Origin of the sequence: Endozoicomonas sp. YOMI1, from assembly GCF_024606345.1 — a bacterium.
Lineage (GTDB): Bacteria > Pseudomonadota > Gammaproteobacteria > Pseudomonadales > Endozoicomonadaceae > Endozoicomonas.
The window spans coordinates 1-21,239 of sequence record NZ_JAHHPM010000023.1; the positions used below are offsets into that span (position 1 = coordinate 1).

Genomic DNA, 21,239 nt, shown 5'->3' on the forward strand with positions numbered 1-21,239 from the left:
ATGGTTGCGTTATTGACTATGCTAACGACCTGTTTGATATGGGTGCCCGTTTAGACCAGCCTGAGTGGGAAAAGGCGATGCATGAAGCACACTATCTTCAAGCTCACCCGGCTGAGATCTTTCAAAGGATGGGGGATCAACATATCAAAATCTTGAAGCGAGACGAGCAAGCTTTCAGTTTATGGGAATCGACTTACATTAATCCGGATTAATGTGTGAATAAAATGGCCAAATCCGGCTTTTTCCCGCGACTGCATGGATGCAGGCACCACAGGAGCTGTTGCCCATTGGGCACTGTTAATTCCGCAGCCTCCTGACTTGCCTGTTTCACTATTCGCTGTTGCCACATCTTTATTCACCATCATTTCAGGTACAGTAGAGTAATACAGGGTTAAAGCCATCTTGGCTAACGTTGACTTTTGAACAAATCTGAATCTTCCGTCAGGTGCCTGTTCGCTTCAGTGATTGTTTGAAAAATCTCTTTACTCTCTTCGTTCTCAGGGTTTCTATCAGGATGGTGCCTGAGTGCCAATAATCGGTAGGCTTTTTTTACATCAGTCAGGCTGGCACCTTCTGACAACCCCAATGCTTTGAGTGACTGTTGATTCCTCTGCTTCATCTGCTCTGCAGTGAGTTTGTGCGGGACACCTCTTGGGCGAATTTTCCCGACCGACTGGTGCAGATGATCTACGTTACCACCGGACTTTTTGATCAAGTCATCCGCTACTGCCTGCGCTTCCTCCGGGGAAAAGCCTTTTTTCTCAATTTGTTGAATCATCCAGGGGCGTAGCGTGTTGGCATTTTTGTTACTTTGAGCATAAGGAGCGTCAGAAACCCACTGCTGAAACCCGGTAAGGTTTGAGCCAGCAGTGTTCAGTGCATTAACAATGGCTTGATGGGCCCGGTCGGGACGATAGCCTTTGGCAGTGAATTGCCCCATTGCCCATTGATAATTTTGCTGCTGCAGTCCTCGAAAAGCAGACTGTGGACTCAATGGCGTGGTGTTTACCATGATTTTCACCGAGCGATAATCAGAGCCGCACTGGGTTAACACCCTTTCTGCCATGACTTTGGCAACAGAGGGGGCATAACCTTTGCACTGAAATTGATTGTTAGCCCAGACAAACCACTGCTGCCGCAAAAACAACGGTGTATTGAGTGGCTCGCTGATCACGTAGTGAGTTAGTTTTTTGTAACCACCTGAATTCAAGCCATATCCTTGTAAGGGAATAGCAATATAGATGACCGGCTCAGCTGCACTGACTATTCGTCCGAACTTAGGTTTGGATGCTACCTGAGGGTTGCTGGAACTATCTTCTATAAAAGTAGTAGCGGCTAGCCAGTTGATGCCATCCATGCCAGCACCCATGCCACCTATGTCATCCATCCATCGACTCCTTTTCCCGATAATAATAGTCTGGTTATCGGAGCAACGGTGGGTAGTTTTAATTCAGACAGCCTCACGGTAGGCTGCCGCCACGGGCAGGTGCACATGCCGCACAGCAGCAATTCCCGATAAATCCTTGACCCCGACTGCCACATATCATAGAGAGGAGGCAATAAAAACTCACCCGCACAATTTATCGACTAAACAAAATAGACCCTTACTGACCCGGATATTTCATAAACTTGCTCCCGCTCTCGCTTGTCCTTTGCCACTCTCAATACAAATCAAAAAGTTGTAGACATCTTTGTTTCAGGAGTAAATTCCGAAAGCACTCATGCTTTTTTGCTCTGAGATCACCCTGCCTCGCTGAAAATCCCTTTTCATACCCTCGATATCCCAAGTTACCGAGCCACCCTCTTCCAGAGGGTCATTTTTGTAATGTTCAAACAAATTATGAAATTCTTTCACTGGGCACCCTTCAGCGAAAATACGACTTATATCTTTTTTTGCCTGCTGATCTACATCCCAGGCCGTCATAAGTTCGTTAATTTCATTCTGAGTTAACTTATCTGGCAAATGAATATATTCTCTAATTTCCTTTAAAGTTGAAATCTTCACAAGCTCATTCAGATCCATGCATGTAGTAACTAGTAAAGCTATGTTTTTCCCTTCACTTTTACCGGTAAGACGCCTCCAGAGTCTAAATACTTTATCAGGACTCCAACAAGGATTTTTATCAAGCAGCAGGCTATCAAAATCATCAATTACAATCAGGGAGTTTCTGTAATTATTTGCGTTTTCAAGGGCATCTATGGTGGCTCTGGCCATATTAGCGATTGACAGGTCGCTTTTTACCTCCGTAATTACCTGGAAATTATCAAACCCTGTTGCTCTTTCAACCAATTGGCGACATATTGCTGTTTTTCCTGTTTGTGAGTCCCCCTTAACAACGATGACTCCATATCGTCCAGTAGCACCCGTTACTCGGTTGATTGCTTTAAGAGCTGGATAAATGATTTTCTGCTCCTGCAGGAAACCGGGAAGGTTCCAAATTAGTTGTACCAATAACAATGATATTATTATAACTCTGAGGACCACTTAACATACTTTGTAGCTCAAGCCGGATTGCTTCCTGAGACTTTGAAGGAAGATCCCACTCTTTTTCTGGCATTAACATCGCATCAATTTCATCAAAACAGAACGTGAAAATCTCTGATACACCATCACCTGATTTTTGAGCGTCCTCTGCTGGCTTGAAAATCTTTTTTAGATTAGCTACGCTCGGCTCGGGGTTGTTGGCAAGAACTTCTGCAGATTTAATAAACCTGGTATTATCTCCTTAACTCCCATTGCTTGCACAATGCGAGAAGCCAGTAAAGATTTTCCAGTGCCAGGAGGTCCATAGAGTATAATTCCCTTTTGAGGTGTAACAGGAACTCCTTGCATTAACAGCTGATATGGATAAATAACCTTTTCATAAACCTCCCAGGCAGCTTGTTTCAAACCACCTACCCTATCACACATTCGCTGAATTAAATCAACCCCAAAAACATCTTCATGTTGAACCTGGTGTTTGCCAACATTGGGATTAACTTCAGAAACTATCGTTACTTCCTTTCCTGATTGAGTATTTGGCTTGGATATGTGTTTTATAGAATTCTCTTCATTAACAGAAACAGGTTCAGCTGCCGTACCAAATGGTGGCGTAGGATTTTGATTGACAGAAGTATTAATCATTAATTGCACCCATTATTAATGCATAATTGGACTTAAATTAAATTCCATTTATGGTGTCAGGAAGAGGATAAACATACCGTTGCTAAAAACCTGAGAAAATCAGAACTACATGGGTTTATCTACACCACTCTTGTGTAGGGATTATCGTCGAGCTGCAACGTACCCCGACGAGAAAACCTAGTATTTTTATTGTCACCTACTTGATTTTTGTTAGTGACTGAATCAAGGTAGTAATAACCGCTGAATAAAGCAATAAAAAAAGCAGATTAACCAAGATAATCAAAGATTACTCAACACTGTTTTAAGCCCCCTCTTCTTTGGGTGCCCCGTGTTACCCTGCCTTGTCTTGAGGCTCCAATATTTATGCTCAATCACGGGAATCAAAAAGCTCGATTAGTATAGGCGGCCACTGACTTTAGAGTGGCTCGCCCCTCTGCTCTGTGTATGGCGGGTGACAGCCTGGTTTATTTAATATCCAGCACCTGCTCCTCGATTTTCTTTTTCCAGATCTGCGGACCAGTGTTGTGTACCGATTCGCCACGGCAGTCTACGGCTACGGTCACCGGCATATCTTCCACTTCAAATTCGTAAATCGCTTCCATTCCCAGTTCAGGGAAGGCCAGTACTTCAGCTTTTTTCACCGCCTGGGAGACCAAGTAAGCGGCACCACCGACGGCGATCAGGTAAACGGACTCATTATCCCTGATAGCTTCAATGGCTGCCGGGCCGCGCTCTGCCTTACCGATCATACCGGCAAGACCAGTGCTCTCCAGCATGGTGCGGGTAAACTTGTCCATACGGGTTGAGGTGGTTGGTCCAGCCGGGCCAACGGCTTCATCACGCACAGGGTCAACGGGGCCTACGTAATAGATAAAGCGCCCTTTCAGGTCAACCGGCAGTTCTTCTCCTTTGGAGATCATATCCACCATGCGTTTATGGGCGGCATCCCGACCGGTGAGAATCTTGCCAGACAGCAGCACCGTATCACCCGGCTGCCAGCTTTTGATGTCATCATGGCTCAGGTTGTCTACATTGACCTTGCGCACCCCTTCGCCCATATCCAGGCTGACTTGCGGATAGGCATCAATATTCGGTGCTTTCTGATATACCGGACCATTGCCGTTCAAGGTAAAGTGGGCATGGCGGGTGGCCGCGCAGTTGGGGATCATGGCCACAGGCAGAGAAGCGGCGTGGGTTGGGTAATCCTTGATCTTGATATCCAGTACGGTGGTCAGACCACCCAGGCCCTGGGCGCCAATGCCCAGTTTGTTCACTTCATCCATAATCTCCAGCCGCAGTTCTTCCACCCGGTTCTGTGGACCACGGGCACGGAGTTCATGAATGTCGATGGGTTCCATCAAGGCTTCTTTGGCCATCAGCATGGCTTTCTCAGCGGTGCCACCAATACCAATGCCCAACATGCCCGGAGGACACCAGCCGGCACCCATGGTCGGTACGGTTTTTTTCACCCACTCAACAATGCTGTCGGATGGGTTGAGCATGACCATTTTGGATTTGTTTTCAGAGCCACCACCTTTGGCAGCCAGTTCCACCTCAACGGTGTCTCCCGGTACCAGAGTCGTATGGATAACCGCTGGCGTGTTGTCTCTGGTGTTTTTGCGGGCACCGGCAGGATCGGCCAGGATCGAAGCACGGAGTACGTTGTCCGGATGGGTATAGGCCCGGCGAACACCTTCGTTGATCAGGTCTTCAATGGAGCGGTCAGTATCAAAACGTACGTTCATACCCACTCGGACAAAAACAATAACGATACCGGTATCCTGGCAGATAGGCCGCTTGCCCATCGCGCACATTCTGGAGTTAACCAGAATCTGGGCCATGGCATCTTTCGCCGCCCTGGACTCTTCTTTCTGGTAGGCTTGATAAACCGCATCAATAAAATCAATGGGATGATAGTAGGAAATAAACTGCAGTGCGTCCGCCACACTCAGAATTAAATCATCTTCCCGAATCACAACACTCATTGGTTTTTCACCCCTTGTTCTACGATTTTATTTCGCAATCCGACCTTGCCGATTTGAACCTGTGCAATAAGCTGAGAGCGTTATGCCCATTTGCACAATCATTAACGGCAGGCAAACCCTATCTTATTATTGGACAGGGATTATACCAATGCCAAAAGCTAATAACATTGATTCACCGCATTAGGGGTAAAGTTGTCTCAAAAAGAACAGAACTCTATATTACTGGTATTATCGATCGCAGGTTGTAAACTTGCATACCAAATTCACTGTGCAAAATGTCAGGGGTTTTTCCGTGCCGAAGGTTCAGTTTCAGGGCAACAGTTACCCGATTGGTGAGAACGAGAACCTTCTGGATGGATTACTGCGCCAGCATGCCAGGGTACCCTATTCCTGCCGGGCTGGCGTCTGTCACTCCTGCCTGCTTCGGGTGACGGCAGGGTGTGCACCTGCAAAAGCCCAGTCTTTACTGACCGCAGAGCAAATCAAAAAAGGCTATATTCTCGCCTGTCAGACTAAGGTAACTGGTGATTTAAGCCTGGCACTGCCTACCCGGGATGAAGTACCCGGTATTCTTACCGAGCTGGAATCACTCAGCTCAACGGAAGTCATCATCAAGTTATCTACCCGCCTGCCCTTCGAAGTTGCTATTGGCGAACATATTACCCTGGTATCCAACGAAGGCTTTGAAGCTACTTATCCGGTTACCGGTGTCAACAGCGATTTACAAACACTGGAGTGCATTATTGTTCGCTCCGCAGGTGGCAGCCCATTCAGTGCCTGGATTCATTCCGAGGCAAGAGCAGGCGACCGTCTGATGGTGATCAAGGATGGCTAAGCATTTACTCTCTGACCGGTAAAGCATGGAGGGTTTTGTCATGCCCCATCCTTTCCGGATCCACATGACTCCTGGAAAATAAATCGCGGGGCATACAGCCGGTTTCTACATTAACCAAGCTAAAGGAAGGCTGACGTACCACCTCCTGAAAAGCGATCGTTCCATCTGGCATAACCATGGAGTGGGCAAGATAGGCATCCACCAGCCCATGGGTATAATCAATACCTTCAGTCTCGAAGCCCTTAAACACCATGATTTCACCAGCCTTACATCCCAGCATGATTTCATCACCGGGTACCGTACTTTTAATAATGGCTGGATGGCGACTGCCCAGGGGGAACTGAATACTGCCGTAGTAGTAATTCTCACCGTTTTCCCGGTGCTCCACCAGTACATCCCAGAAGGCCATGACATTCATAAACTCCCGACCACGATGATCCTTGACGATATTATTGCCGTGCTCACCTTTATCCAGATATGAGCCCGCCACCCTGAAGCGGCGGGTAATGGCCTGATCAAAGTTGATGATGCCGGGATCCTGTTCTGCTGCAATCTGATACGCAACGGGGCGGCTGGGTAGAATATTGATGGTAGCCGGTTTGGGCGGCTCTGCTTTTTCTGTTTCCTGCTTCGCTAACCGGGCAGTTTCTTCCTTTTTCTTTTCGGCAAGCAGATGTTCTTTTTCTCTCTTCGGACGGAAGCGCTCCCGTCCTTCTTCCTTACGTTTTTTCTGTTCAGCTAAGGCTTCAAAGGCTTCAACTCTCCCTCTTTCTGCCTTTTCAACCTTTGCTGCTCCTGCTTTGGCTTTCCCTTCTGCTTTGCGCCGCTCTTCTACCAATCTCGGCTCTTCCGCTTTCTGCTTTGCCTGCTCCCGTGACTGACGGGACTCTCTGACCCGGGCTATTCTTGCCCGCTCCTTATCTTTACCCAGTTCTGATTTTTCTTCACCAACCTTGTCATTTTCTTTCTGTAAACTCCCTAAACGTGGCCCCTGTGGTTCTCTCTTCCTATCAAGCTTTTCGGGTTTGGTAATTTTTGCTGGCTCCTGATCTTTTGAGTCTTTGGTAATGGTTGTACTGGCAGGCATTTGACGAACAACGGCGGTCTCATTCGCCACCTCAGGCTTTAATGCTCTTTGCTGCTCTGCCTGTTCTGCGTTGACTATTGCCTGCTTATCCGGAGCAATTGGAACCGTCATTTCCGGCGCTTTGGTTTCCGAGTCATTGTCACTGACCAGTACCACCTCTTCATTCAGCTCCTTCTCTGCCAACCGGATATCCATAAACTTCAGAAGGGTTTCTGCCTGCACCGGGTCGGTAAGGTCAAGGGATGCAACCTGGTTATAGAATTTAAAATCCCTGGACACACTGAGGTTCTGTGGATTGCTATTCACCCTTCTTTTTTGTTTGTACTTGCCCCCGGACTCTCCATCAGCCAGCACCGCATAGAGAGGCATACTATTGTCGTTGTCCTTATCGGAGGCTTCTGTCTTTTTCGCATGGGCGATGGTTGAAGAGGCCGCAATAATCACTGCGGCAGACAGAACGGTTATGGCTGACTTCACTGTCCTGCCATCAAAACCTTTATCCGGATTTACCATAAGACCTGAACCTTTAAAAATATCACGTAAAAGGAGAACTTCGCCGTATAGCCTGAGCACACCTGAGCAGAAGGCTTCTGCAAATAAGGTGGTATGAGCATAGACCATGAAAAAAAATCATCCATAAGCCCGGCCAAGGCATTAGAAATATATGATTTCACAGGGTTAGCTACTTATAATGTGCCAGAAAGAGATTGCCAGCCAAGACAAACTCCTTGTCGTTCGGGCCGGGACTGAAGAGGTGATGTATGGGAATGAAAGAAAATATCATCGATAGGCTGAATGAGTCCTTACAGAATGACTTAATCGATGTAACCAATGAGAGCCATCTGCACAACACGCCACCGGGATCAGAGTCACACTTTAAGGTAGTGATTGTCAGTGAAGCATTTCAAGGGAAAATGCCGGTCAAGCGGCACCAGATAATTTACGGACTGTTGGCCGACGAACTGCGAGAGCAGATTCATGCGCTGGCGCTACACACATACACACCCGCCGAGTGGCAGGCAAGAAACCAGACCGCCCCGGCATCGCCGGATTGCCGTGGCGGCAGTAAAAAGTAAAGCACTAACCCGCCACTGAAGTGTGCAGACCACACTCCCGGTGTCCGTATACTTTTGTCGGGTCGTAGTAATCTTCTTCGATGGGCAGATCGTGGGTGACCAGGTACTCTTCAACATCGAGTTCGGTCCAGTTAAGAAGCGGCGCCACCCGGTAATAGCCATTGTTGGTCAGACTGACCACATCAAGCTTCTGCCGGAATTCAGTCTGATCCTTACGGATGGCGGTCAGCCAGTAATCCGGTGCTGATGCTTGCATGGCACGGGCAAAAGGCTCCAGTTTTACCTGACGGGTAAACTCATCATGTTCCGGGGTGTCAACCTCCGGTACACCACCGTAAATCGCATCACGAAAACCACGGCTGTATTGCGGGTGAAAGATCTGGATATTGAGCTGCAAACGCTGAATCAGCTGGTCAGCAAAGCGGTAAGTCGCTTCAGTACCATAGCCCGAATCGATCCAGACCACCGGGATATCGGGCCTGGCCTGGGTGGCCATATGGATAATGGCCGCTTCATGGGGCCCGAAGTTCGTGGTCAGCACAGGTTTTTCAGCGCGCTGGACAGCCCACTGGATAATAGCCTGCGGGCTCAGAGTCGACAGATCCTGATTGATCATCTCCAGATTCATTATTTTCCCCATCAATCCATAACTTAACAGCATGCACTATAAGAGTGAGGGTTTATAACCACAAAGACTAATATGGACTATAAATATTACTGAATTAAATGATCAGGCGCTGTTGACGCTATCTTCAGCGCTCAGCGCTGAATACACCAGCAACGATGAATACCCTGCCTCCGCTGGAAATCCCGGTCTATGGTAGTAGCGGTGATCTCCTCAACACTGAACTTCTGCTCCAGTTCTTTGGCCAGCTGGAATCGTCGGAAGTTGTTGGAGAAGTAGAGCACCCCACCGGGTTTCAGCCTGGCCATCGCCCGCTCGATCAACTCAACATGGGCTTCCTGCACATCAAATACCCCGCGCATCCGCCTGGAGTTTGAGAAGGTGGGGGGATCCATAAAGATCAGATCATAGTTTCGTGTATCCTGTTTCAGCCACTGCAGGCAGTCTGCCTGCTCCAGCCGGTGTTTACGATCCACCAGACCATTGAGCGCCAGATTTTTCCTGGCCCAGCCAAGGTAGGTATGCGACAGATCAACACTGGTGGTACTGGCCGCACCAGCCACGGCGGCATGAACGGTTGCCGTTCCGGTGTAGCAGAACAGGTTCAGGAAATCTTTGCCAGCGGCTTCTCGGGCAATGCACAGGCGCATTTTACGGTGATCCAGAAACAGTCCGGTATCCAGATAGTCCCTTAAGTTCACCAGTAAACGACACTCCCCTTCTTTTACCTCAAGCATATCACCGGACTGCTCAAGCTTTTCGTACTGCCGCTTGCCAGACTGACGCTCACGACGCTTGAATACCACCTGATTGTCCGGAATACCCAGTACGCCGGGAATCACTTCCAGCGCTTCCAGCAGACGCTGATGGGCCTTAGTCTCATCAATGCTTTTGGGTGCCGCGTATTCCTGCACATGAACCCAGTCCCTGTAGAGATCCACGGCAACGGCATACTCCGGCATATCAGCATCATAAAGACGATAGCAGTCGACATTCTCTTTTCTGGCCCACTTACCCAACTGCTTCAGATTCTTCTTCAAGCGATTGGCAAACATTTCACCACCGGCTGTGCTGGCCTTGAATAAGGTATTAGCCGCACTGTGCTGAAGGCTCTGCCCGGAAGCGGGCTGGTCGGCCTGTCGTTCACGCACATCATAGAGAAACAGCTTGCAGGAAAGTGCACCATTAAACAGGGTATAGCTTTTCTTCGGCCCCATACCCAGACTTCTGACCAGCGGCTGTGAAGAGGTAAAGATAGCCGCCTGCCAACCCGGCGTCTGCTGTTTGATTTTTTCGCCAAGGTGTTTGTAGAGATAAACCAGGCTGGCCTCATCGCCCATACGCTCACCATAGGGTGGATTAGCTATCACCAGTCCCGGTTGGATGTCCGGGTCAACCTTCAGGCTGGCCAGCTCCTGTTGTCTGACGGTAATCAGTTTACCCAACCCGGCACGCTGGATATTTGCCCTGGCTCTCCCGACAATTTTTGGCAGACCCTCATAACCAACAATAGTCGTCTTTATCGCAGCCAGGCCAGCCGTGCGACGGGCACGAGCTTCCTCAAGTACCGTCAACCAGATTTTGGGAATATGCCCCATCCACTTATCAAAGCCAAAGCGTGCCCGCAGTAATCCGGGCGCTATATCAGCCGCCATCATGGCACCTTCAATCAGAAAGGTTCCCGAACCGCACATAGGATCCAGCAGTGTGCTGCCCTGTTTCGCCAGTTCAGGCCAGCGGGCCCGATACAAAATCGCTGCAGCCAGGTTTTCTTTCAAGGGTGCTTCACCGGCTTCCAGGCGATAACCGCGCTCATGCAGGCTCTGGCCTGACAGGTCAATGGCAATAAATGCCCTGCCGCTTCTGGCATGCACATTGACCCGCAGATCCGGCTTGCGGTTATCGACAGATGGGCGCCAGCCATAACGATCACGCAGCTGATCAACAATCGCATCTTTTACCAACTGGGAGCCAAAGCGGGTATGGGTGATATCCGGTGTCGAACCATTGAAATCAATCCGAAAACTGGCCCCCTGATCCAGATGCTCATCCCAGTCAAAAGTCTGGACACCTCGATACAGCGCCTGCTTATCGGCAGCGTCCACTTCGCCAATGCGCAGCAGAATTCGACTGGCCAGACGAGACCACAGGCAAGCCTTGTAGGCCAGCTCAAGGTGACCGGCAAAGCTGACTCCGGCAACGGTCTCTGCCACTTCACTGGCCCCCAGTTCCTTCAGCTCTTCTGCCAGCATGGATTCTACTCCCCTGGGACAACTGGCAAATAGAGTCAGCATCGTTGTACTCATAACGTCATATTCCTGAAAAAGCTAAAAAACAGCTTTTATTAACTAAAAATTCTCAATGTTTTCTCAACAAAAGTGTCAGATTTGGATAAAACTTAAAACGTAGACTTTCCTTGGGTGAATACCTTCTTCAGTTGACTCTTTACCCATACTGTTTTTTGGGGGGCAGTCAGCTGTATGGTAATTCTGAACCAAACCCGAGGCGCCAGGGAGGCCGTCAAGAACCAAATCAGCAAGAGGCAGTTACCATGTTGAAAAGACTCAAAAGGGATAAATCAGATAGAGCCTTTAATAAAGGATACCAAGTGGGCCTGTCTGGCCGCTCCAGGGATATCTGCCCCCATCAGGAGACAGATTTGCGCCAGTCGTGGTTAAGTGGCTGGCGAGAAGGTCGCGTTGATCACTGGGAAGGAAAGACGGGAATTTCGGGGTTACACCGAATGTATAACTTCTCTCACTCCTATTCGGCCGGCCAGCCCTGATTGCGCTGTTAAAAAGCCCCTTCCGGGGCTTTCAGAAATCACCCGTTTTTCTTGAAGATAAACGCGCTTTTTTATGCATCAACAGAGTAGACGGCTTCAGCAGCCTCTCGAATCAACTCCGGCCCCTTATAAATAAAGCCCGAATATATCTGAACCAGGCTGGCTCCCGCCCGGATCTTATCAGCTGCCGTCTGTGCATCCATAACACCACCAACACCAATAATCGGAAGTTTACCTGAAAGCTCGCTGGCGAGCAGTCGAATCACTGCCGTAGACTTATCACTCAACGGTGCTCCACTGAGTCCTCCCGCTTCCTCGGCTGTCGCAAACCCACTGACCTTATCTCTATCCAGTGTCGTATTAGTGGCAATAACACCATCCAGTTCATACGACACCAACTCGGCAGCAACCGCGGCTATTTCATCGTCGGTCATATCAGGGGCAATTTTGATGGCCAGAGGAACCCGGCGACCATGCACTTTAGCCAGTGACACCTGCTCTTCCTTCAGCACTGAAAGCAGGCTTTTCAAGGCATCACCATACTGCAGTTTTCTTAACCCCGGTGTATTGGGAGAAGACAGGTTAACGGCAACATAACCGGCATGAGGGTATACTTTACGCAGACAGGTGAGATAGTCCCGGTTGGCATCTTCAACAGCCGTGGTCAGGTTCTTGCCAATATTAATCCCGATAACGCCTTGGTAGCGGCTTTTTTGAACGTTTGCGACCAGCTGGTCAACACCCAGATTATTGAATCCCATGCGGTTGATTAAAGCTTCTCTCTCAGGGATACGGAACATTCTTGGTTTTGGGTTTCCGGGCTGGCCAACCGGTGTCACGGTTCCCAGCTCAAGAAAGCCAAACCCAAGACTGCCCAGGCCATCAATACACTCGCCATTTTTATCCAGACCTGCAGCCAACCCAACCGGATTGTTAAAGGTCAATCCCATCACTTCCGTTGGTTTGGCAGGGACTGCAGGTGCTATCAGCCGGGTAAGACCAAGACGCTCTCCCGCGCCGATCATTTCCATTGCGAAATCATGGGCAGTTTCAGCAGAGAGGCAAAACAGGGCACTTCGTGTCAATTTATACATAGGAGTGATCGGTCAGTATGCGCCAGACAAAATTCGAAGGATTATACGCCCTCCCATCCCTTTTGTCTCCAGGAGGCTCTTCATAAGAGTTGATCGTGCGACAAAGAAAACAAGAATGGATGAAACCGGAAGCAAAGGATTATCTCTGTCTAAACAGCTAAGCACTCAATAAAAAACCCAATAACAAAGGAAAAACTGCCAAAACATTTACAACAAGCAGATGAAACCATCATCTCCCCATCGGGTCTGAACAGTTAGTTAAAGTTTTTACAACGTTCAGGGCTAAATAATGCAGTCGGTACGTGCATCGTCGTATTTCCCCCTAAACACCCCCGCTAACACAGACTCACCCCGGCAGCATCTTAAAACGGCAAATATCAGTGAATGCCCGGGCTCCAACAACACCCCTATTCACCATCGTCAAACACGACCCGTCCAGCTCGGTAAGACCAGCGATTGTTCCGACTCAACCCGTAACGATCTGGAGTCTTCAGACAGAGAAACATCGTCGTTAAAAAAGAAGGAGGCAGGAAAACCGGCAACAACAGATACTGATACCAGTTCTGGCGACAGCACTAGTACACTGGACAGCTGGCATTCAGAGACTGAAAGTATCAGTCCCCGGAACAGCTCAGTCGATGAAAACACGACGGATGCACCCACTGCACAAGTTGCATTGACCGTCGGTGAACAAGATAGTGACAAAGAGCCATTAGAAGCAGAAAGCGCCTACTGGCAATCTACGGCGCAGTATATTCTGTCAGGCATCAAGAAACTGGCCAATGCCGTCTTACCAACGCCTTCAGAGGCCCTGAAACACATCAATCTTGATATGCCATGGTTCAGTGAAGAACATGAGGACGATCAATACATTGAGTTGCCCATTGATGTCGATGCCATCGACAGTGACCTGAATAGCAGGGGGCAACCCGTTGGCAGAGCTCAATCCAAAAGCGTTCAACCCGAAAAAGACTGTTCCAGCACACCCTATGAATCGGAAGAAAATGACGATAAAACGGCAGGCGCTTCCGAGAGAGAACATTCCCTGAAAAAACATAGCGCCGACCACAGGAAACATCACACGCCACCAGAACTGCAGGAAATCTACCAACAGTCACTGCCCATTGTGAAACTCTCGCCACACACCTATGGCAATCCCAGCAGCATTTCAATCGATGGGAAAGATGGCCAGCCTGAACTGCTTATTGCTCTCTACCCACACGGCATCTTGCAGGCCCTGCTTATTTTATTCCCTGAAACCGCCGTTGAGATTCTCAAAAGCCGACTGGAAAAGCTGTGCAGTACATCAATGGATACCTTTGAACAACTCCACAAATCCCGTATGCAAAACCGTGCCGGGTTCAGGGACACCCTGGCGACCAACCTGGCAACCCTGAGAGAAAACCTCAACGACCTTGAAAGTGATCGGCACAATGTCAGGTTCCAGCTCGCGATGCTGAAGAATCTGAGAAAATTTGAGCATCAATACAATGTGTACTCTCTCGAATCAAAAATGGATGCCGACTTCCTGGTGCAAAAAGGAAGAATATCTTCGAAGCAGTTAGCCACCGCCCTTGACAACGTCGAGGGGAATCAACTTAAAGACCCAAAACTCCTTAATCCCACTACTTGGCTGAGAAATTTTGGCCACCAGTGCAAAGAACGTGAATTTATCTTAAGGGGGGCCATGTGGAGTCTGGCAAAATATCACCTGGAAAAATCCGCTCAATCCGTTCTTAACGAGCTTATGCAGCACCCACCGGTCAGGGTGCCGGTTGTTACAACAGATACCTGCAAGAGGACGACAGTTAACCACTATATCCGGGAACAACCTGAAATCGTGATGAAAGTGTTGAGTTATCTGGTTTGCCTGAACGTAAAACGGTATCGATGCATAAAGAGTATAAAGGCAGCTAAACTGGTGCTGACCACAGGTCAGCAAGCGCACACCGCAGAGAGTGTTCAGGCTTTACTCAGTCGACTGACCAGGCAGAATCTTATACCGGAAATAGCGACACAGCTGGAAAATGAGATTGGCTGGCTCCACGCCAAACGCCTTAACCGTGAGCTTGAATCGCCCCAGGCTACAGCCAGTCTGACAGACTTGATGAATCAACGACAACATATCCTTAATCTTCGATTACTTAACCCTGAAAAAAACAAGCCGCCCCTCAAAGGAGAAACAGACCGCCTTGCCTGTATAGAGCGGAAAGTTGCTGCCCGGTTAATTCACCATTTTCTGGCCACTCAATCATCCCCAAACCAATCAGGCCTGTTTCCACACTGGTTTTTTTTAAAGCCACCCGCTTATGATCGTATACGCACCATACTGTCACAAAGCAGCAATACCCCCGAGAAGTCTTTTTACCTGGCCACATTACAATTCATCGATGCGATGAGCCGTTCTGAACAGGATGACAGCTACGATAGTTGCTTACAGTGGATGCAGTGCTACTACGACATGACGTATGCTGAACAACGGCTTCTGATTCACCTGATCGATCAGGATGGGCCTGACGGCTTACTGCCCGGTGAGCATTTCGAGCAGAATATTGACGCTCTCTGGCAATTGGCAAGATCAAGAAAAAGCATGGGTCTGCGACCACTGAACCCTGACTCCTATGCATACTATCTCAGCTACCTGAATTTTGTCCGGGAGGAAGAAGAAAGCATTGAAGACAGCATTGCCGAGCTGTATCGAAAGCGGTATTTAAAATTACTCGATTATGATCCTTATCAAGAGTTTAAAACCCTCTTTGGCGATGTATTTAACTGGGGGTCGCAAGCCAGCAGGAATATCTGCCAGAAAGCCGACGAACTGATGCAGGGATTAAAAGCATCAGGGCTGTCAAATGCACTGGGCTTTCTCTATAAAGAAGGCAAAGGACTGATATCGTCACTGTTCTCTTCTGACAATCCAATCCACTCCCTAATAACCGACACGCTGGGTACAATGCTGAAAGTAGCCCAGCAAAATCCAAAGTTTTTCCGGGTGATGTGGGGTGATTTTGCACTCCTGATGCCTCAGCTAAAAAGCCTGCTTGGGCAGGAAACATCGGTAACAGGCCTGCTTGAAAGCATTGAGATCTGTATGCGCGGTCATGCCCTGGCTTCACTGTTTTCCGGTGACCAGCCACAGCCACTGGATGTTAACCCGTTAGAAAATCCGCAAATGGCTACTGTCATCAAAAGATTCCAACTGCTCCGGGACATGATTACCGCGTTTCATACCGGGCTGCCCGTAATCGAAATATTTTTAAGCAATAGTCTGGATACCCTGATCAACAAGGCTAAAAAAGTCGCACAGAATGTATTATCCACCTATCTTGCCAGACACTGTCTTAGCCATATGAAGCCGGCGATTTTCCGGTTGTTGAATAACCTGCGCTGCGCCCGGGATTTGATGCCCAGCCTGACCCTGGGGCTGACATCTGACTGTCTCGCCGCCATGGCCCCCGAGACAACCGTCAGGCTTGCCCATCATATTGGCCGACGCACCAGTGTCGTTGGCAGTGTTTTGGGTTTTCTTCTGGATCCGCTGGTCATGCGCTTTGATAAATACCAGGAGAAAATCAACAACGCCAAAGCCAATCCATCCAGTATTGCCGCTCGCAATGAGTTAGCATCAGAGCGGAAAAAGGTGGCAGGCATTCTGGGCCTGTCATCACTGCTTGCCACTGCTGCCATTGTGTTGGTTAATACCTTTCAAATTGTTCTTCTGCTTAGTAGCCCGTGGTTAACAACAGCCTGTATCGGGATCATTACCTTTTTTGGCAGCAGTTGCTTTGTCGCCCGACGCTATAACGAATTGGATGAAGTCTGGACATCGTTATCTGAAACCATTTCAGAACAGATGAAAAGAACCTTTGCCAAGGACAGTCCAAAGGCAATTGAGGCAAGACAGCGAGCCCACCAGATCAGTAAAGATACCCTGACAAAAATGTCAGAAGCCAGAGAACAGGCGCTGAGTGGATGGCAGGACTGGCAACAAAACCAAATACTAAGAGAACTAAGCAAGTATTGGCACCAGCTGCATTACAAAGAAGAAATGCTGCAACGTATCAAGTCAACTGTCCGGGAAAAATGTCAGTCAGATGTTCAAAGAGATGCTCAACACATCCTCAATTTTGTGCAGGCAAAAGCACTGGTTGAAAATGCCATCAGGGACCCGGACCACCTATCAGCCAATCCGGATCACCTTGCTGACTTCAACCAACAGTTAGCCCGCCTGTATTTTCCACCACTGGATGCAGCACTCTTTCCCTACCAGCTAATAAACCTTGAACAGGAAATCAATGCATTTTTAGAGCATGCCTGTGGTACCGACTGTCCCGGAGAAAACATCAGGGCGATTATGGATACCGTTGAAAACTATCACATTGATCTTCACAAGGGAGAGTACCTGTTGAAACTACTGCATATGCGACACCTTCAGTCTTTATCACTGGGTGCAGACAGGGCTACCGATCAACCATTTCATCAGGCGCTGCTTCACTGCAGCGAGACAACCGAAGCACCTATGGCGCACTTGCCAGACCAGCTAACAGCAACAGCCATAATGGCAAAGACTCAGCAAAAGTGTGAACAACAGCAGCTAAAAAAGGAGGAACTGATTCGGGAAGCAAGAATGAAAATGGTAACCAGGCGGGCATTACATGACTGCCTCAAAGGCGAAACAAAATATTCAGCCAGCAACATTCCCGACTTTAGCAAAGACCCATTATTTAAAACTCACCTTGAGCTGCAAATCAAAGAACTTGAAAAAGCCAGCCTGCCCTGGTCTATTGACCATACACTGCCATCGGCTCGAACCAGCGACTCTGATCAGCCGCCCCCCGGATGCACTTATAAAGCACTGGAAGCAGGCAGCGCCTTTGCTGGCAAATAAACAATGGATAGAGCAGACTTTCTAACCTCATATAGAGCTCATGCCCCATTGCCCGATACCCGCTGATTCAAACAGGCAGCTCTTGCTATCGGGCAATATAGTTTACTATGACGCGTTGATTAATTTGGTTAAACACTCACAGACGGAGCTTCTGCCTGAGCAGCCGCTTTGCGTTCAGCCGCTATGCATGCTGCAGCGGTAAAGACGACATCGGTAGAACTGTTCAACGCCGTTTCCAGAGAATCCTGAATCACGCCAATGATAAAACCTACGGCAACGACCTGCATGGCAACATCATTAGAGATACCAAACAGGCTACAGGCCAGCGGAATCAGCAATAATGAACCACCGGCCACACCGGAAGCACCACAGGCAGAAACAGCGGCAATAACGCTGAGCATCAAAGCGGTTGGCAGGTCAACGGAAATGCCCAGTGTATGAACTGCTGCCAGCGTCATTACGGTAATAGTAATGGCGGCACCCGCCATATTGATGGTAGCCCCCAGGGGAATGGATACTGAGTAGGTATCTTCGTGGAGGTCCAGGCTTTTACACAGCTGCATATTCACCGGAATATTGGCTGCCGAGCTACGGGTAAAGAAGGCGGTAACACCACTTTCCCGGATACAACGCAGCACCAGGGGAAAAGGATTCTGACGAATCTTCAGGCAAACGATCAACGGGTTAACGATAAACCCGATCATCAACATGCTGCTGATCAGAACCGCCAGTAACTTGCTGTAACCGGCCAGCACCCCAAAACCGGTCTGTGCAATGGTACTGGCAACCAACCCAAAAATACCGATGGGAGCCAGCTGGATTACAAAACGCACGATAGCAGAAACCGCCATTGACAGGTCGTGCACCATAACCCGCGTAGACTCACTGCCATGACGCAGTGCCAGGCCCAGACCGATAGCCCAGGCAAGAATACCAATGAAGTTGCCTGTCAGCAGTGCTTCAACAGGGTTCTGTACGATCTGGAAGAGCAGTGTATGGAGAACTTCCATAATACCTTCCGGAGGCAGGGCTCCACCGCTGCTGGTAACCAGCGTCAAGGTCACCGGAAAGAGAAAACTCATGGATACGGCGACAAAAGAAGCCGCCAGGGTGCCAAGAATATAGAGGAAAACAATCGGCCGCATATTCGTGTGCTGCCCCTGGTTCTGGTTGGCAATGGAAGAAGCCACCAGAACAAATACCAGAACAGGGGCTACCGCTTTCAAAGCCGCGACAAACAGGGAACCCAGAAAAGAGATTGCCACCGCCATATCCGGCAAAATAACCGCCAGACCAGCACCCAGGGCAATACCGATAATAATCCTGAGAACCAGGCTGGTGTTTGCCATTCGGTCATAAAATGATTGCGCTTGACTCATGATTTACCTGCTGTACTACGTTCAAGTTTTTATCAGTCAAAACTGCAGGGACTGGCAACCACCCCAAATAGATCCTTTGGTTCCATAAAGCCTGCATTCATGGCATACCTCTATTGCTATACAACGGGTTGCTGTGACTCTGAACAACCCGGTAAAGCAGGGAGCATTCACCGAAAAATGATAACCTCTACTTCATTAAATTCCCGAACATGAAAGTACTACTGGTTTGTGGGGATTCCGTAAACATAGTATCACAGTACTGAGGATAAGCTTCAGACTTAATTTTTCCCATCTTTTCAAGTCAATCGCATCTATCCTATAGCCTGCCGATACAGACACCAGGACACAGAAATGAGACAGATCTTAGTCCCGCAAACCATCCATGAGCTGCAACCTGTCAAGGACTGTCACGGAGAAACCAAACTGGAAGAGAAACCGAAAGTCGTCTGGCGCACGAAAAACATCGTGGTAATACCACCAGCGCAGCTACAGCCATTGCTCATACTTCACGGATCACACCCCTTACGCTTTTGAATAGATGATTGGTCGTGCTACCCGCCGCTGCGATGAAATCATTAAAACCGTGTTCCGCATCTACTATCCCATCTTTTGCAGCAGGGCCTTAAGCTCCCCAGCCTGCTGTGAATATCTCCAACAATGTCGTACATAGTTCTCCCTGAACAACAGCGCATTATTGTTGTAAAGAGATTGAGATGGATTGCAAAGAAGCCCTGCTCATGGCCCGTGGCTTGAAATAACCAACTGGCTCAACTGCTCTTTGACATTTTCTGCCGTCGGCCGCTTTTGCGGATCAGCCTCTGTGCAGCGATCTATCAGACGAATCAACGGTGCCAGTTTGTTCCGATCGTCTTCTGCCAGCAAAATGTTTATTGGCCTGGACGGCAGATTCAACGCCAGCAGGCTCTTTTTATTGGCCAGGAAGCCAGTTGTCCGGCTTACCGCCTGCTCCAGTTTTGCACAATCATACAATCCACAGGTTTTTATATAGTCAGATAGCGATAACTGCAAACCTTCATTAGCTTTCAACCACTCCCCTCCGCCGGGAGTGGCACAAACAATAACCGCCAGCATGACACCAAAAGACCAGATATCACCCTCCCGGGTAGCGGAGGTATATTGCCAGGGGGCAAACGGTTGTTCAGGGTTGTCAAAAACGCCGGGAAAGCGCAGCTCTGGCGGTTGCCAGGCATTGTTGTAAAAAATGAACCGTTTTTTGCCCAGCGTGTCCGGTCCCGGTGCCACATCCACCACACTGAAACGCTCCGGCAGGCCCGGGCCCAGCCAGCCTGACACCTCCCGAAGTCCTTCCAGGCGGATATCACCGTGGGCCACTCCCCGTACGTGCAGACTGGCCAGGGTATCCACTACCTGAATCAGACCATGGAAGACATCACCGAGTACAGCGCCTTTCGACACACATTGCTCCAGATAGGGCTTTGCCAGACTTTCCAACAGCGGCCACTGCCCGGGCACCGGGGAAACAATCCCGGCAGCCAGCCCGGGCAACCCCTTTATTCCCCATTGATAGATATGATGCTGCCGGGCGGTGGTGGAAACCATCTCCAGCAATTGATGGATTGACTCATCCAGCCTTTCTACATCCGGTATTGCCGGGGCGGACTGGAAAGAAGGGCTCCACCAATGGGTCTTGCCAGCCTCATTGAGCAGTTTAACGTTCTGGTCATTGAGCAGCATTAACGTCCCCACTGGTTGGCTTTCGCCATCCGGCCCCTTGACAGATACCTGCCCCGCCCGGGCAAACCAGGAATATCGTTGAGGCTCAATGGTGACAGTATTTCCCCTGCCAAAGCTGCTGATATTCAGGGAGGTCAACAGCGTAACCTGACAGTGCTCGTTTGAATCCATGTCATTTCTGCCTGCTTCCCTGAAAAGCTCGTAGGTTTGCCATTCAGGTCTCTTTTCAAGCAGTTTGATGACCAAATCATCGACAGGGTGGACAATACGATAGTTAAACGCGTTGCCAACTTTACCCTGTTGATCCGGGACGAACGCATGAAATTGCAGCGCAGAAGCATTCTCAACAACTGGCAGGGACATCAATGAACTCCAGTATGGCATTTTTATTGTCAAACCGATAAGGATAGTTCACCCGGGATAAACTGTGATGTCATTTTCCTGTTCAAACCATGCAAAAACTACATTGTAGCGGTAATGGAAGTGCCGGAAGATGAAGTGCACAAGTACGGCCTGATTGCCGGGCAAACCATTTCCGATGACCTGATCCAGCCTCCGCCTGAGAACCCGAGGTTCAATTATCTGGTGGGTATCTTTACCAAATGGCATGGCAGTTTTTTCTATTTCTGCGCCACTTACCACTGT

The 21,239-nt window shown here is 49.0% G+C and carries 17 protein-coding genes; 6 read left to right on the forward strand and 11 right to left on the reverse strand.

The genetic code is table 11. The features are described from left to right. A partial coding sequence (locus KDK15_RS00845) for a hypothetical protein (protein WP_257293469.1) occupies positions 1-212 on the forward strand: 212 nt, incomplete at its 5' end. A gap of 194 nt (positions 213-406) precedes the next feature. Here the strand turns inward: KDK15_RS00845 and KDK15_RS21100 are convergent. From KDK15_RS21100 to KDK15_RS00865, 5 genes are all read right to left on the reverse strand, one after another. Continuing rightward, on the reverse strand, positions 407-1,387 hold the full coding sequence (locus KDK15_RS21100) for a J domain-containing protein (protein ID WP_257293470.1): 981 nt from the start codon (positions 1,385-1,387) through the stop codon (positions 407-409). A 309-nt stretch (positions 1,388-1,696) separates the two neighbouring features. Beyond that, entirely contained in the window at positions 1,697-2,458 is a 762-nt protein-coding gene (locus KDK15_RS00855; protein WP_257293471.1) for an AAA family ATPase, read from the reverse strand. Next, a complete protein-coding gene (locus tag KDK15_RS21105; protein ID WP_373691313.1) occupies positions 2,385-2,708 on the reverse strand; it encodes an AAA family ATPase in 324 nt (107 codons plus the stop codon). The genes KDK15_RS00855 and KDK15_RS21105 overlap by 74 nt, the downstream gene beginning before the upstream one ends. Beyond that, on the reverse strand, positions 2,663-3,124 hold the full coding sequence (locus tag KDK15_RS00860) for an ATP-binding protein (RefSeq protein ID WP_257293472.1): 462 nt from the start codon (positions 3,122-3,124) through the stop codon (positions 2,663-2,665). The genes KDK15_RS21105 and KDK15_RS00860 overlap by 46 nt, the downstream gene beginning before the upstream one ends. A 464-nt stretch (positions 3,125-3,588) precedes the next feature. Beyond that, positions 3,589-5,109, reverse strand: a complete 1,521-nt coding sequence (locus tag KDK15_RS00865; protein ID WP_257293473.1) for a fumarate hydratase — start codon at positions 5,107-5,109, stop codon at positions 3,589-3,591. Between the two features lie 292 nt (positions 5,110-5,401). Here KDK15_RS00865 and KDK15_RS00870 point away from each other — a divergent pair, with 292 nt between their 5' ends. Next, positions 5,402-5,944, forward strand: coding sequence for a 2Fe-2S iron-sulfur cluster-binding protein (locus KDK15_RS00870; protein ID WP_257293474.1), 543 nt, complete (start codon positions 5,402-5,404; stop codon positions 5,942-5,944). 4 nt (positions 5,945-5,948) lie between these two features. Here the strand turns inward: KDK15_RS00870 and KDK15_RS00875 are convergent, their stop codons facing one another. Next, a complete protein-coding gene (locus KDK15_RS00875) occupies positions 5,949-7,652 on the reverse strand; it encodes a hypothetical protein (protein ID WP_257293475.1) in 1,704 nt (567 codons plus the stop codon). 146 nt (positions 7,653-7,798) lie between these two features. Between KDK15_RS00875 and KDK15_RS00880 the strand changes: the two genes are divergently transcribed. Beyond that, the gene (locus tag KDK15_RS00880) at positions 7,799-8,107 is read left to right on the forward strand and encodes a BolA family protein (RefSeq protein ID WP_373691311.1); all 309 of its coding nucleotides are present in this window, start codon (positions 7,799-7,801) and stop codon (positions 8,105-8,107) included. Positions 8,108-8,111: 4 nt separating this feature from the next. On the opposite strand, the gene KDK15_RS00885 is transcribed toward KDK15_RS00880, so the two are convergent. Both KDK15_RS00885 and rlmKL read right to left on the reverse strand, forming a co-directional pair. Next, positions 8,112-8,735, reverse strand: coding sequence for a phosphoadenosine phosphosulfate reductase family protein (locus KDK15_RS00885; RefSeq protein WP_257293477.1), 624 nt, complete (start codon positions 8,733-8,735; stop codon positions 8,112-8,114). Positions 8,736-8,866: 131 nt separating this feature from the next. Beyond that, a complete protein-coding gene (rlmKL, locus tag KDK15_RS00890) occupies positions 8,867-11,038 on the reverse strand; it encodes a bifunctional 23S rRNA (guanine(2069)-N(7))-methyltransferase RlmK/23S rRNA (guanine(2445)-N(2))-methyltransferase RlmL (protein WP_257293478.1) in 2,172 nt (723 codons plus the stop codon). A 245-nt stretch (positions 11,039-11,283) separates the two neighbouring features. On the opposite strand from rlmKL, the gene rmf reads away from it, so the two are divergent. Beyond that, on the forward strand, positions 11,284-11,517 hold the full coding sequence (gene rmf / locus KDK15_RS00895; protein WP_373691312.1) for a ribosome modulation factor: 234 nt from the start codon (positions 11,284-11,286) through the stop codon (positions 11,515-11,517). A gap of 71 nt (positions 11,518-11,588) precedes the next feature. Here rmf and KDK15_RS00900 read toward each other — a convergent pair whose 3' ends face one another. Further along, on the reverse strand, positions 11,589-12,611 hold the full coding sequence (locus KDK15_RS00900; protein ID WP_257293479.1) for a quinone-dependent dihydroorotate dehydrogenase: 1,023 nt from the start codon (positions 12,609-12,611) through the stop codon (positions 11,589-11,591). 289 nt (positions 12,612-12,900) lie between these two features. Here KDK15_RS00900 and KDK15_RS00905 point away from each other — a divergent pair, with 289 nt between their 5' ends. After that, positions 12,901-17,499, forward strand: a complete 4,599-nt coding sequence (locus KDK15_RS00905; RefSeq protein ID WP_257293480.1) for a hypothetical protein — start codon at positions 12,901-12,903, stop codon at positions 17,497-17,499. A gap of 128 nt (positions 17,500-17,627) precedes the next feature. Here the strand turns inward: KDK15_RS00905 and sstT are convergent, their stop codons facing one another. After that, positions 17,628-18,878, reverse strand: coding sequence for a serine/threonine transporter SstT (sstT, locus tag KDK15_RS00910; RefSeq protein WP_257293481.1), 1,251 nt, complete (start codon positions 18,876-18,878; stop codon positions 17,628-17,630). A 351-nt stretch (positions 18,879-19,229) separates the two neighbouring features. Between sstT and KDK15_RS00915 the strand changes: the two genes are divergently transcribed. Beyond that, the gene (locus KDK15_RS00915; RefSeq protein WP_257293482.1) at positions 19,230-19,412 is read left to right on the forward strand and encodes a hypothetical protein; all 183 of its coding nucleotides are present in this window, start codon (positions 19,230-19,232) and stop codon (positions 19,410-19,412) included. Positions 19,413-19,613: 201 nt separating this feature from the next. Here KDK15_RS00915 and KDK15_RS00920 read toward each other — a convergent pair whose 3' ends face one another. Further along, the gene (locus KDK15_RS00920; protein ID WP_257293483.1) at positions 19,614-20,957 is read right to left on the reverse strand and encodes a hypothetical protein; all 1,344 of its coding nucleotides are present in this window, start codon (positions 20,955-20,957) and stop codon (positions 19,614-19,616) included. Positions 20,958-21,239: the final 282 nt, after the last annotated feature.